We start from the raw sequence: 13,865 nt of genomic DNA, 5'->3' as shown, positions 1-13,865 counted from the left end.
GCCTCCGTTAGAGTCCCTCTGCAGCTAAAACAGCCTGCATCTCCGGCCATGACAAGCCCCGCTGTAGATACTGAGGCTCAGCCGGATTGTAAGGCCCCATTAAGCGATCAACCGTCAAAATTCTGGCCTGTTCTGGTAGCACCGGCATATCTGGATCAAAGTTCGTCGGACTAGTCAAAGAACTAGAGTAACCCTTAAAAATGACAACCTCATCCCTCTGACCTTCACTTTCAACCTGCACCAGTAGCACCTCCTGAAGATGCTGTAAGGTATATTGCTCCAGTCGATATCCAGGACTTTGCATATCGCTAGGGACTCTCCATTAAGCACGAGCAGAACTAGAAGCCAGTCGCAGAACGTCCCTGCTTAGCCAAACGGAACAGCAGAAAATAAATAAAGTAGAGGCCGTACAGCACCAGCGCAATCATGGCAATAAAACCCAGTTTCCCCGCATTGGTACCTCCATGCAAGAGCGCTTTGTAACCCCAAGGAGCCTGGAGCCAGACTTGGCACATCGAATCAGAAATAGCTTCTTTCGACAACGCACATTTCAGAAACGGCAGTTGACCAATGGCGGCTATTCCACAGTAAAAAGTCATGGCCCAGCGCCAAGCGCCAAAAGCCAGCTTCAGCTCACCCCGCTGATCTTCAATCTCTTCGTTTAGGTCTGCCCAGAACCAAAGACTGATCAGCACTAGCAACAAGCCGCAGAATCGCACAATAAAGCTAAACGGTAATTCTGCCATCATTAGGTACACCGCAATCAGAAGTAGACTGGCAACTCGCCAGTAGATCACGAGCAGATTGGTGATGGGCTTGGCCTTCTTAGTAATCGACCAAATCAGTAAACCCAGTGGCGCTAAGACTACAAACAAGAGAGAGAGCCGGTAGTCGGTCCAAGCTAGCGATCTCAACAATTCAATGGTCATGTTTGACTAAGTATGGCTTCAAAATTCTATACGTCTACCAGAATACGCCCCTAAGGGAACTCAAGCTGATTAAACTCCCCTCACCGACCATCGAGTTAATCACTCCACAGACAGCAAAGCAGGCAAGGCACGCTTCAAACCTCACTCCACTCTTAAGAGTGCCCTAAATTTCAACCACCAAAAACTCACTGATTAAAATTCGTTATTCGTGAACCTAAAACACGTCAGTGTGCTGACTACGGAACTTGCTTCGTCCTACAGAATGCGGAATTCAGAAGAGCGATCGGAAGGAACTAAGCTTTGCTGCTGCACAACAATTGGGGGCGAAGCCTCTGATGGTGCCATATCTGCAGACAAGTAACCCATGCAGCTATCCATCAACAGGTAGACTGCCACTAAACCCACAGCGGAGAGAGCGACTAGCGTACCGGCAAAGATCAGCGATGCTTCACGCAATCTTAGAGCCGATCGCATGAGCTGAAATGACCAGAGTACGAGTCCAGCCGCAGTGGCAAGCAAAATTATCATTATGTTTACCAATTTTAACAAAAATGCAGTGCAGCGCCCGCAAGATTGAAGACTCTTGACATTGTTTTAAGGATTTAGAAGCTTGTACTGTTTACTGACCTCGATAGGTTAATGAACAGCATTCAGTGCCGTTGTGGAGCTAAGTTCACTCACAGCGTTAGCTAATATCGACACGGCAAACGCTTAATATTTATTGCGCTTTTCTCAGGGAAATAACGCTACAGCACGCAACCGATTTAGGACAGCTTTTCTAGGCCATAAAAGGGTTGCAGCTATTTAACTGCCCTAATTAGTAGGTGTCTTGCTATACCTGGTAATTGAAGAAGCTGGCGAACAAAATTCGCACTTACAAGAACGAAGCCTGCCTCTGCAGACTATACATATCAAGGCTTTCGACAATCCGCGCAGGCAGATCATCTTCGTATAGCTGCGGTTTCAACCGTCAAGTGAGAAAGTTTTGTCAGTCAACTAGGATTGCTGCGGCTGTCTGATGAGAGGGACGACTTGTAGACCTACAGAAAAGAATCAGTCGCAGCAATTACAACGAGACAGCAATGGTTGCCATCGCCAAAAACAAAGGAAAGCGTACAGTAATTTTAGCTAGGGGCTTTTATCCAATGCGCGTTTGCCACCCCAGCGGCTCACGATCTGATCATCGTAATCATCAGCGGCCTGCAGCACCGCCATCACAGATGCCTCTAGCTCTTGAGGATCGCAGGTCGAGCCAACAATCGTATGCTCAAACAGAATGTCCCCAGCCTCATTGAGAGAAAACGCCCCGAATCTCAGTTCAGCGTTTTCCCTCAGCAAAAAGTTCTGCAGCGTTGCATCTAATTTGGCCTCAGATACCACGGTAGAGCGAATATTAATGACAGAATCTTCATTCCAAGGGTAGAGCCGGACTTCTACCCAAGCTGACCCCATAAACAAACCCACACCCGGTTCATCTAGTACTTCCCACGGGATTTGGCTGAACAATTCATCCATCCAACCACGCACTTTTTTGAAGCCATCTTGCTGGGCCGGTGTTTTAAATTCCATAGTGCAGAGTTCTAGAGGCGGATTAGTCTATATTCTTTTCAACAACCAGGGTTAAGCGTCCAGCCAGTACTCCTAGCGCAGCCACAGACGTTATGAGTAGAGGAGACATCATTAAACCCAACGTACCACCGATAAAGCCCACAGTAAAAGGAATCTTGAAAAACGGGCGTCCCGCCTCAGTTTTGATGACAATCTGGCGAACGTTGCCCTCTCGGAGCAGTTCCCTGACGCGGGTCGTCACCGTATTCGCATTTACGAAAAACTCTTCGATACTCGTTTTAGCACTGGCCTCTGGCTCCACCGTGGAATCGACCTCCGGTTCCGGGGCTGCCTGCTTTGGATCATTGCCGAACTCGCTCATTAACTGAGATGCTCCATGTGCACGACGTGTTGCAACTGTTGCTCAATCTAGCCTGCTTTGGCTTTGGGCCTCTAGATTTTGCTTCTCTTATTTTAATTGAGTGACAGAACCGCAGTGATGGACTTTCTATGAGCAAGGCTCCCGACTGAGCTGTCAGGAGCCTTGCGCCTCATGGATATTGAGAAAGAGTTTATTTCAATACGTCGACTCTGACGGGAGCAACGCCGCTTCCTGTCAGGCCGATGGCCTGTGCCCCTTTTCGAGACATATCAATAATCCGCCCCCTGACAAAGGGCCCCCGGTCATTGATGCGAACCACCACAGAGCGGCCATTATTAAGGTTTGTCACCCGTACGCGAGTTCCAAATCTTAGAGTCTTGTGGGCTGCAGTCAAAGCATTTTGATTATATCGCTCACCACTAGCCGTCTTACGACCATGAAAGTAACCGCCGTACCAAGAAGCCTGACCACTGAGCTGATAGCGTACAGCAGCATTTTTGTTCTTGGCGGCCTTGGCAATCTTAGGCTTCGGACGACCAGGAATATCGGTCAGTGCCTTGTCCTCTCCTAGCTGCCTGCGTAGGAGGTTGGTGATTTTGAGCGCATCTTCTGCAACATCTTTCGTGGTTTTTGGCAGAATCGTCTCTTGATTGATCGCCAGCAGTTGCTCATCCTGCACCCGGATGACGTAGGTTTTTTGCTTTTTATCCCAAATTACGCGTACAAGATCAGCGTTAGCCCCAGACTGCTGAAATTGATTGATCTTGGCAGCGACTGTAGTGGCGCGCCACATCGGATCTTTTGTCTCGTCAATAGAGGCATCACCAGCAACCTTTGTTCCTGCCGCAGCCTTTGCTTTTGAACTGTCCCCGAGAAACGTGACGACAGGGATATCTTTAACGTAAAGCGTAACCGCTGACTTACCTAATATTTCATGACTGTAGAGCTGAGTTAGAGAAGCCTCAGTGGCTTCAGCTTCAACTTCTCCGACTTTCTCTACACTCGATTCTGGAACCGTTGTCTCAGATTCAGGCTCAGATTGAGTAACCGTAGCCTCGCCTTGCTCAGGCTGTAATGCTTCGCCAGTCTGCTCACTTGCCTGACTAACTGATAGGGCGCAAACAACTGAGACAACGAGGGCCGAAGCAAGGCCAGTCAATATAGGTTTAGTTTTCATATTTCTGCAATAGAGGGCATTTCTGCAATCAAGGGCACCTTGCACTCGACACTGACAACATCAAGTGGCGAGGAACTCTGTACTCGTTACGATTTCGTGCTTCCTTAACAGAACTTAATTAACCTACCATGCCGATTTTGATTTTGGAATCCGCATATTCTCGGACAAGGATCCCTCAATCGCTGATCGAACGCAGTCTAATATTGCAGATGAATAGGCTCAAGCATGCCCAACCCATTGTCACACCAGCCTGACAACAGACAAGTACAATTACCTAAAGGATTAGTTGAGCTTATGGGAAAAACAGCTTCAATTGCTTTTTTTGATTATAAAATGGTGAGAATATACCTTTTGGCAGTGTTTCTTCAACGATGAGATGCCAATTCTGTCTTACTTTTTTGTTTGACCCATCGTCAGCTACAGCTGCTGTAGCCACAAACTGGACAAGCGCCTCCCGAGCAGCCGTTCATATGATGCAGCTCAGCGCTGCATTCTGGACACAGCATGGCTGTTAAGTTGCCGACCTCTGGTATGCTCCAGGTCGCTGCTGTCTGTAGCACTTCTACTGCGGGCAAGGAAAGGGGCACGGTTGGTGTTCCGTTTCCACTTGGACTTGCGTTCGTAGCCGTAACTGGTTCTGACTGGGCTGGACTGCTGTTGATAGAGGCTGACTCGTGAGTAATGTCGCCTGAATGGTCCGGTGTGAGCGTCGAAGCTTCGTTAGCGTCTGCCGCACTTGCCGGAGATAGTCTTGCGGGTGCCTCATGCAGAGCTTTTCCGATTAAGTCAGCAAGCCCCAGAATGCGATTCGGACCTAATCCTTCGGAATCAGCGCCACGAATGCCTCTGATCTGGCGACAAATTTCAGGGATAGGCGTCTGTTTTTCAAGCAACAAGTTAATCAGCCGTGAGATAGCTTCACACAGGGACTGCACTTCAGTTCCTGACTTACCAACCGTCACCCAAATAGAGCGCAGTTCTTGCGGGCTATAGGTGAGAAAGATTTGGACTTCCCCCCATGTGAAGGTGGAAATGTGGCGTTGGAGTGCCTGGTCATAGTCCCCTGGCGGTAGAGATGATGCAGTGCTGAGAGATGGCTCGGAAGTCGCGCCGATCGCGTTCCTCTGCTCTGAGCCATCTGAGTCGGCGGCTGTTTCTGCCGACAGAGAAACGGCTCCTGACGGCTCGTCATTGCTGGGGCGCGGGGCTTCCGATGTGTCTGCGAAAGCGTGAGGAAACTCCTGCATAAGAGCCAGGAACTGAGTGGGGAATGGCTGGCTTAGCGTGGATTGCTGGAATGGTTGCCGATCTTCTGCGGTCGGTTCAGGCGTAGCCCCCCCTGCTTCGATATCAGAAGTCTGGCTATCGGTAGAGACTGCCGACTCGCTGCTGCTGGGATCAACAACCAGAGTCTCTTCTTGTGATGTCTGAGATGAGTTCTGGGCCTCTGGAGGCGTCAAAGGCTTGATCGTATCTGAAAATGCCTGGGGAAACTGGTCAGCTAGACTCAGGAGCTTGTCAGTGTGCGCCATGATTTTTCCTTTGCGAGCCATGATTTTTCCTTGGTAGCGGTGGTGAGGAGCGACGGAAGATTAAAGATCTCTCCGCCGCCATCTCAAGCCGTCTCCTCTGATTTTTCGGCTTCACCCACCTTAATCGGTTCAGAGTCTAGGGTCCCAGATCGATAGATGGTAACACCTTTGAGTCCGGCTTTCTCTGCTAAGCGATAGATTTGTTTGATCTCTTCGACGGTTGCCTGAGCCGGGAGATTAATGGTTTTAGAAATGGAAGAGTCAATCCAGTCCTGCCATTTTGACTGGACAATGATATGCCAGCCGGGTGGAATTTCACGGGCAATCTTGAAGCTGCCAGTAACGTCTGGATGTGCTGTCGCATATTGAGTACCTGCGAGGGAACCCGTTTGCTTGACGATCTCAGCATCCGCGTCAGATAGATCCAGCTCATCAAGATAGGGGTTGAGGATTTGGACCCAGTTCTGCTCATTCTTAGAGGCGTCCACAAAGACTTGTTTCCAGAGGGTGAGGCCGAAGTCAGGTTCAAAGGCCCAGGAGCAGGCTGCTAGCTGCGCAATGCTGCCGGTGGGGGCGATGGAAAGTACGGTGGCGTTCCGGCGAGGGACTTGCGCTAGATCTTGGCGATCACTCTCCAGCACTTCGGCACCATTGTAGTGGTTGCCTTCACTATCAACCCACATTTCAAAGGGGTTGCCGGTCTTAACGTCTTTGATTTGTGACCATACACCGCAGGGACTCTTTTCTGCTGCAATGGTTTCTGAGGCCCGGTAGGCATGGTTAGCAATCCAGCTTCCCCAGTGGTCAATGGCTTCGAGATGTTCTTGAGAGTCATAGGGAATCCGGGCCAGTTTCAGATAGTCAGCCCAGCCCATTATTCCTAGGCCCAACTGACGAAAGACGTTGGTGACGTTCTCTTTCTGATCCGGGGTGGCAAACTCAGAGACGCTCAATACGTTATCAAGAAAGCGAATTGAAATTCCGACGGTTTCAGCTAAATCATCCCAATCAACGTTGATCTCGCCCTGCTCGTCACGGTGTACAAACTTAGTAAGAACCAGGGAGCCGAGGTTGCAGGCAGAATTTGGCGGCAGGAAAATTTCTCCGCAGTTATGGGCGACTAGACCATTGGCATCAAAGCAGGCCGGACCAGGGACGGTGCAGTCATAGACGGTCTCGATACCGTCGGGGGTTAGTGATGTGACGGTAACCGCGAATCGCTCTCGATTGGGTGTGCGGACGTAAGTTGCGAGAACAGTGTTCAATTTTGCCGCTTTGTCTGGATCCTGAAAGCCTATCTGTTCTGCGAATTGCTGGATATTATTTCCTGCGATGACTAGCTCGTGCTGAGCCTTACAGGCGTAGAGAGCAGTTCCTCCTTGACCGTTGGGTAGTAGACGCTCCTGTGCCTCTCGGCGCTGAGCATAAACGGTGGAAGCGATTCCCATCCTGAGAAGCATGCGCTGTACTGCTTCTAAAAGCGGTAAATCACTTTGTGCCAGACGCAGGCTCACGCCCTTTGCTTGGTTCCCCTGGACGCTTCCGTCGGCATCAAAAAGTCCCTGTAGGAATCCTTGATAGAAAGCGTAGCTGGCCTGTTCGACAGCGGTCGTTATGGTTTTGTGGCCGGGTTTAATTCCAAAGGTCTGAGCCAACCTCGCTAAGCGAACGGTCGAGACAACGCCCTTCTGTTTCTGCTGAGTGCAGGTTCCTGCCACGGCATAGGAACGGCCAAAGGAGCTTGTACAGTCAATTTGATTGAGCAGCGTAACTGCGTGATTGAGCATGGGCTGATGATGCTCGCCCCAGAATGCCAGAATGCCCTGCATTGCCCCAGAGGCATTATTTGCAAAGGTACCGTCGCCCACTAAGCTTCCTAAAAGCCAGCCTTCGTTCTGCGTTCCTGCACCTTGCCAAGGGGAAATCTGACGGTGGTTGTGGAGAAGGATGCGATCGCCTGCCTCTAGAGCGTCTGCTGTTACCCACTCTGTATATTGACGCCGTCGGGTCTGGGCTGTGACCTTCAAGACTCGGTGATTTCCGGTCAACCGTAGGTGGTAACCTTCCTGAGTCTGCAACCGAAAGACAGGTTTGTCGCCTGTGGCCCAAAAGCCTTCACGCGTAGTGCTAAACAGCTCGCCATTAACGTAAGTGCTGTGCTGGATGCCAACTAAATCTTTGACTTGGCGTGCTCCCTCTCCGGTGTGGATCCAGGTATTGGCTGTGACGCAGGGGTTTGTGCAGGTGACAAAATCTCGAATGGGGCTGCGACGTTTGGCGTTATCAATCAAAAGCAGGCCCGGATCAGCGGTGTCGTGGGCATTCTGTGCCATTGTGTGCCACAGCTTCTGGGCTTCTTCGTCTCCTTGGTCGAGCTTTTCAAAGAACTCGTCGTCGAGCTGTACTGAGATGTTGGCGTTGTGCCATCTGCGATCGCGTTTTCCTTCGGGGTTGAGGTGGGTCTCGACCCAGGCTGTACCCAACTGGTTTTGCAGAGCAGTCAATTTCGCTTGCTTTTCGGCGGCAGGCTCATCACTGAGCGTTAACTGCGCCATTTCTTCGATGATGCCTTTGACGAGATTGGCGTCGATAGTGGACTGGGTCTTCGCCTGAATGAATTCCCAGACATCTGGATGACGCCAGTTCATTGAGAATAGGAAGGCACCGCGGCGGGCTTTGTTGCCTGTGGTGATTTTCTTGGAGTTCTCGGACACCATATCTAGAACAGCGCAGGGACCAAGGGCTTTGCCATCTTGGAAGGGCGCACCCTTGGGACGAATGTAGCCTTTGTCGCCTTCTGCACCGATGTTGATGCCAACGCCGCCCCGGAATTTGGTGGTCAAAACTGAATCGGAGACTAGCTTGGTGATGTCATGGATATGATCTTCGGAGGACAAAACAAAGCAGTTGAGCATCCCGTGGGTGCCGTGGTCTGAGTTTGCCAGGATGGACCCTCCGGGCACAAACTTCATGGGTAGCAGGATGGAGAGAAATTTCTGCTCCCAGGTTTGCTGAAGCTCGGGTGTCGGTTCGGCGCTAGCCACAAATCGAGCGACACGCTGGGCGACTGCCTCCCAAGATGTTTCACCATTGATCAGATATTTCTGCAAAACGGCTCTTTGGGATTCGCTCAGTTCAGACGTTGGGGATTGTGCAAGTACCATATCTAGTGCCGAGGCGTTCAGAAGGTCAGAAAATTAACACTAAATTTAGCGCACCCTGCTTTTAATCTCAACAATAATCCCAACAAACTTTATATAAATAACAGGTTGCGCTTTTTACCCCGTAACAAAATATCCCTCTGCCCAAGCGCAGAGGGATATACGGAGTGAGGTGCTAATGCTCGCTAGCTTTAGCTCTCAGAAAACTCAGCGTCAATTACGTCATCTTCACCGGAATCGTCGCTACCGCCTTCTGGTCCTGGAGCTGCGCCACCGTCAGATGGAGGTGCTTCACCTTCTCCCTGCTGGTAGAGCTGAGTGCCGATGGCGTACAGTGCCTGCTGAAGTTCGGTGGTCAGAGACTTCATGCGCTCGGTGTCTTCAGATGCGATCGCATCTTGCAAATCAGTCACCAACGCTTCAGCCTTCTCTTTCTCCGGTCCTTCAACCTTGTCACCTAGCTCTTCCATCTGCTTTTGAGCTTGATAGACAAGCGTATCGGCCTGATTCTTGACCTCGATCTTCTCACGACGCTCCTGGTCAGCCGAGGCATTTGTCTCCGCATCCCGAACCATCTGATCAACCTCAGTGTCCGAAAGCGTCGAAGCGCCTGTAATGCTAATGGACTGCTCTTTGCCCGTGCCTTTTTCCTTCGCCGTAACGTTCAGAATACCGTTAGCATCAATATCAAAGATCACCTCAATTTGAGGGACACCTCTTGGTGCTGCCGGAATTCCATCAAGCCGGAAAGTTCCCAAGCTCTTGTTATCCGTCGCCATTTCCCGCTCTCCTTGGAGAACGTGAATCTCTACATTGGTCTGACCGTCCACAGCCGTGGAGAAGACCTCAGACTTCTTGGTGGGGATAGTCGTGTTCCGAGGAATCAGCTTCGTCATTACACCACCCAGCGTTTCAACCCCCAGAGAGAGAGGTGAAACATCTAAGAGCAGAATATCTTTGACTTCACCGGCCAGGACACCTGCCTGAATCGCAGCGCCGACGGCCACAACTTCATCCGGGTTCACCGACTGGTTTGGAGTCTTATCTAGAACACGCTTCACAGTGTCTAAGACCGCAGGAATACGGGTTGAGCCACCCACCATTACCACTTCATCAATGGCGCTCTTATCAATTTTGGCGTCGCGCACCGCATTCTCCACCGGGATGCGGCTGCGATCAATGAGATCAGAGCATAGCTCTTCAAACTTGGCTCGCGTCAGCGTCGTATCTAAGTGCTTAGGACCATCTTGAGTCGCAGTGATGAACGGCAGGTTGATGTCCGCTTGAGTGACGCTCGACAGCTCGATTTTGGCTTTCTCAGCCGCCTCTGTTAGCCGCTGGAGCGCTTGCTTATCCTTGCGCAGATCAATCCCTTCTGAGCTTTGGAACTCGCCAGCGAGGTAATCCACAATCTTCTGGTCAAAGTCATCGCCACCTAGGTGTGTGTCGCCAGATGTTGACAGCACCTCAAAGACGCCATCACCGACCTCTAGAACAGAGACGTCAAAAGTACCACCACCCAAGTCAAAAACAAGAATTGTTTCATTACTCTTCTTATCTAAGCCATAGGCCAGAGATGCTGCCGTTGGCTCGTTGATAATGCGAAGAACTTCGATACCTGCAATCTTGCCCGCGTCTTTCGTGGCCTGTCGTTGGGAGTCATTGAAATAAGCAGGAACCGTAATCACAGCTTGAGTTACGGTTTCGCCAAGGTACTTACTAGCGTCTTCCACAAGCTTGCGCAGGACATTCGCCGAGATCTCTTCAGGGGCAAACTGCTTGCCCGCTGCCGGACAGTCCAGCTTGACGCTACCGTTGACGTTGAGAATTTTGTAAGGGACTTCGGTGGTCTCATGATTGACTTCATCCTGCCGCCGCCCAATGAACCGCTTCACAGAATAAAAAGTATTCTCTGGGTTCATAACCGCCTGACGCTTGGCAATTTGACCCACAAGGCGATCGCCATTCTTTGCAAAGGCAACCACCGATGGGGTCGTGCGAAACCCCTCTGCATTAGCAATAACAGTGGGCTTCCCCCCCTCCATCACTGCCACACAAGAATTGGTTGTTCCTAAATCGATTCCAACAACTTTTGCCATGGGATGCTTACAGCTCCTTCTAAAAATATCCGCCTGTCTAAGCAGCCTTAGCCGACGCTTATAGAAAACAGCAGATTGAGAGGGCCATAACAGCATCCGCCTCAACGTGCAGGTCTCCTTCACCTATACTGCGGTGCTTTCACCCCGTTCATGAAGGGGTATTTACCGAACCTGGGTAGACGGTTTTGGCCCGTTGGGCCTCAGTTGTGACCTCCTTAAAAGCCGCAGTGGCTTGCCCCTTGGAAACTGCTAGAGAGGACATCAGGGTTGTTCAAAATGAGGTACAAAGCAGTCGGTAACGGCCATGCTGTGCTAATATCTGGGACAAATTGCCTTTAAAAACGCACGATGGGCAAAGTACTGGTCCTCAATGCATCCTATGAACCGCTAAACATCACGAGCTGGCGTCGTGCGGTAGTTCTCTTGCTTAAAGATAAGGCTGAGCAGGTCGAGCATAACGGTCGGATAATCTACGCTGATTTTCCATTGCCTACGGTAATTCGCCTGCGGCAGTACGTGCGTGTTCCTTACAAGGATATTCCCCTGACTCGACGTAATATTCTCCATCGTGATGGTCATGCTTGTCAGTACTGTGGCGATACGGGAGAAACGCTGACGCTCGATCATGTGATTCCTCGCTCTCGCGGAGGAGCAGACACCTGGGACAACATGGTCACTGCCTGTGTTTGCTGTAATGTTCGCAAGGGCAATCGAAGACCTAGCGAAGCCCGTATGAAGCTCAAAAAAACACCCCGCAAGCCCTACAGCAGCCTGTATTTTGAAGTGACGAAGCATCTGCGGAGTGGCCTGCATCAAGAGTGGCGTAAGTACGTTATTGGAGCATAGTGTTTCAAGCCTCACGCCTGATTCATTAGCCCCTGCCTTTCATCTCATGACGCCTTTTCGGGAATCCTCACTATGTAGTTTGAAATAGAGTTTGTCCTCGAGCCTGGGGCTGTGGCCTGCAGCCTTATCATCAGTCGGTGGCATCAGTGAGGATATCTATATAGAGGAACAGAGCAAAATGGGCTCAGCCCCGTTTATGATCAAAGGAGATATCTTGTAGGGGCCATCCAGACTTCGTATCTCTCAGACTTAAGCAATAGTTAGGACTTTTGGTTATGGTTTCCAGTTCTCTGAAGACAAAAGATGTGTCAGTGAGCGATCTCCCCACTGTGGACAGTGCAACGAGTAAGTCTACAGCTCAGGAGAGCTGGGCCTCAGTTTCTGGCGGACTGTTCGATGTGCAGACCGCAGCACTAGAAAAGATGCTCGAAGATCATCGAGGTGATCGCCAGCTTGTGATTTTACAAGACTTTCCTGACCCAGATGCTTTGTCTTCGGCCTGGGCCTATAAGCTGATTGCAGCACAGTATGACATTCAGTGTGACATCGTCTATGCAGGCACCTTGAGCCATCAAGAGAATATTGCGTTGGTGAAGCTCACGGGCATTCCCGTCCAGCGATGGTCCTGCCAATCTCCAAAATCTAAGGCCAGAGATTTATCTCCTTATCAAGGGTGTGTCCTGATCGACAATCAAGGGACCACGAGCCAGCTGATGCCCCGCGTGCAAGAGGCGGGGATCCCCATTGCCTTAATCATTGACCACCATAGCCTCCAGGATAATTTAGAGGCTGAAGTCATTGATGTTCGGTCCAATACCCGTGCAACAGCCACTATCTTGACGCAGTATTTACAGGCTGGTTTGTTAGCTTTTGATAGCAGCAACAGCACTCACGTCAAGTGCGCAACGGCTTTAATGCACGGGCTGCGCTCAGATACCCACGATTTGCGGCAGGCTCAAGAAGAAGATTTTCAGGCAGCGGCTTTTTTGAGCCGATTCTATGACGGTCAGACCTTAAACACGGTTCTACAGTCCGCTCGTTCTAAGCAGGTGATGGACGTGATTGAGCGCGCCCTGAAAAACCGGAGCATCATCAACAACGTGACGATTGCTGGGGTGGGATACCTGCGCTATGACGATCGGGACGCGATTCCTCAAGCGGCTGACTTTTTAGTAACGGAAGATAACGTTCATACGGCTGTCGTTTATGGCATTGTCCATGACGAAGACGAAGATCTAGAGCTGGTTGTAGGTTCTCTCCGCACCTCAAAGCTGACCCTAGATCCTGATGAATTTATTAAAGAAGCCTTCGGTCAAGATGCCCAAGGTCGCTTCTTTGGTGGCGGACGCTCTCTGGCGGGTGGCTTTGAGATTCCGATGGGCTTTCTGTCAGGTCTCAATGAGAATTCTGAGTACGCGAAGCTAAAGTGGACGGTCTACGACAAGCAGATCAAGCAAAAGCTTCTGCATCTGGTAAATCCAGAAAACAGCATGATCGATGCCAGCTAGTCAAAAGTAAGGGCGCCGCAACGGATGGCTAAAGGTTGCCGCACCATCGAGACACGTCGTTAGTTGAACAAGTACTTGTCTGATGGCAACTCTTCATCTCCTTCATGGTTTTACAGGGGCAGGCAAGACAACATTTGCCCGAAAATTAGAACACGATCTTCCTGCTGTGCGTTTTACGCTGGATGAGTGGATGGTCAGGCTCTATGGTCACAACCCACCTGAAGCGTGTTTTGTGGATTACTCCAAGCGCGTCACAGACTTGATTTGGCACGTGGCGACTCAGCTTCTGGAGGTTGAGCAGGATGTCATACTAGATTTCGGATTCTGGAGTCGTGCATCACGTGATAATGCTCGTTCGCTAGCTCAGGCTGTCAACGCCGCACCTAAGTTCTACTGCATCTCTTGTTCGGAGAAATTGATGAAAGAAAGGGTTATGAAACGTAGCAGCAAACTACCCAAAGGAGCCTTAGTGATCGACAGTAACGCCTTCGACCTATTGACCTATTCAAGGAGCGCTTTGAACCCCTTGGAGAAGATGAACCACACGTTGTTGTCACTTCTGTTGCTTAATCGCTAACGTCTCTTGAGTTCCGTGATCTAAATCGAAACAGGATTCTGCGACGCTATTTTTGACACGTGTAACTGAGATTGCGTTAACATTAGTTAATAAAGAAGCGATGATG

12 protein-coding genes are annotated in these 13,865 nt (G+C 50.4%); 3 read left to right on the top strand and 9 right to left on the bottom strand.

Features of this window, described 5'->3' with window-relative positions; translation table 11 throughout:
- Window positions 1-7: 7 nt before the first annotated feature.
- The 9 genes from C1752_RS20825 to dnaK all read right to left on the bottom strand — a co-directional run bounded on the left by C1752_RS20825 (window position 8) and on the right by dnaK (window position 10,924).
- Window positions 8-304 carry a DUF7734 family protein gene (locus tag C1752_RS20825; RefSeq protein ID WP_110987982.1) on the bottom strand — a complete coding sequence of 99 codons (297 nt, stop codon included), beginning with the start codon at window positions 302-304 and terminating at the stop codon, window positions 8-10.
- Between the two features lie 34 nt (window positions 305-338).
- Window positions 339-929: a DUF3177 family protein gene (locus C1752_RS20820; RefSeq protein ID WP_110987981.1), complete on the bottom strand. Its 591-nt coding sequence runs from the start codon at window positions 927-929 to the stop codon at window positions 339-341.
- 255 nt (window positions 930-1,184) lie between these two features.
- A complete protein-coding gene (locus C1752_RS20815; RefSeq protein ID WP_110987980.1) occupies window positions 1,185-1,457 on the bottom strand; it encodes a hypothetical protein in 273 nt (90 codons plus the stop codon).
- 600 nt (window positions 1,458-2,057) lie between these two features.
- Entirely contained in the window at window positions 2,058-2,498 is a 441-nt protein-coding gene (locus C1752_RS20810) for a T3SS (YopN, CesT) and YbjN peptide-binding chaperone 1 (RefSeq protein ID WP_110987979.1), read from the bottom strand.
- Window positions 2,499-2,520: 22 nt separating this feature from the next.
- Entirely contained in the window at window positions 2,521-2,859 is a 339-nt protein-coding gene (locus C1752_RS20805; protein WP_110987978.1) for a DUF4342 domain-containing protein, read from the bottom strand.
- A 190-nt stretch (window positions 2,860-3,049) separates the two neighbouring features.
- Window positions 3,050-4,036 (bottom strand): septal ring lytic transglycosylase RlpA family protein, encoded by a 987-nt coding sequence (locus tag C1752_RS20800; RefSeq protein WP_110987977.1) that lies wholly within the window; start codon window positions 4,034-4,036, stop codon window positions 3,050-3,052.
- Window positions 4,037-4,449: 413 nt separating this feature from the next.
- On the bottom strand, window positions 4,450-5,568 hold the full coding sequence (locus tag C1752_RS20795; RefSeq protein ID WP_146242389.1) for a TSCPD domain-containing protein: 1,119 nt from the start codon (window positions 5,566-5,568) through the stop codon (window positions 4,450-4,452).
- An 83-nt stretch (window positions 5,569-5,651) separates the two neighbouring features.
- Window positions 5,652-8,732: a ribonucleotide reductase barrel domain-containing protein gene (locus tag C1752_RS20790; protein ID WP_110987975.1), complete on the bottom strand. Its 3,081-nt coding sequence runs from the start codon at window positions 8,730-8,732 to the stop codon at window positions 5,652-5,654.
- Between the two features lie 188 nt (window positions 8,733-8,920).
- Window positions 8,921-10,924, bottom strand: coding sequence for a molecular chaperone DnaK (dnaK, locus tag C1752_RS20785; RefSeq protein ID WP_110987974.1), 2,004 nt, complete (start codon window positions 10,922-10,924; stop codon window positions 8,921-8,923).
- A 252-nt stretch (window positions 10,925-11,176) separates the two neighbouring features.
- On the opposite strand from dnaK, the gene C1752_RS20780 reads away from it, so the two are divergent.
- From C1752_RS20780 to C1752_RS20770, 3 genes are all read left to right on the top strand, one after another.
- Complete coding sequence (locus C1752_RS20780) at window positions 11,177-11,674, top strand: HNH endonuclease (protein ID WP_110987973.1); 498 nt, start codon at window positions 11,177-11,179, stop codon at window positions 11,672-11,674.
- A 275-nt stretch (window positions 11,675-11,949) separates the two neighbouring features.
- Window positions 11,950-13,182, top strand: a complete 1,233-nt coding sequence (locus tag C1752_RS20775; protein WP_110987972.1) for a DHH family phosphoesterase — start codon at window positions 11,950-11,952, stop codon at window positions 13,180-13,182.
- Window positions 13,183-13,264: 82 nt separating this feature from the next.
- Entirely contained in the window at window positions 13,265-13,759 is a 495-nt protein-coding gene (locus tag C1752_RS20770; RefSeq protein WP_110987971.1) for a P-loop nucleotide/nucleoside kinase family protein, read from the top strand.
- Window positions 13,760-13,865: the final 106 nt, after the last annotated feature.

Origin of the sequence: Acaryochloris thomasi RCC1774 (assembly GCF_003231495.1) — a bacterium.
In the GTDB taxonomy this organism is placed as follows: Bacteria; Cyanobacteriota; Cyanobacteriia; order Thermosynechococcales; family Thermosynechococcaceae; genus RCC1774.
Note: the sequence above shows the minus strand (reverse complement) of the source record. Positions and strands in the feature narration are given on the sequence as shown.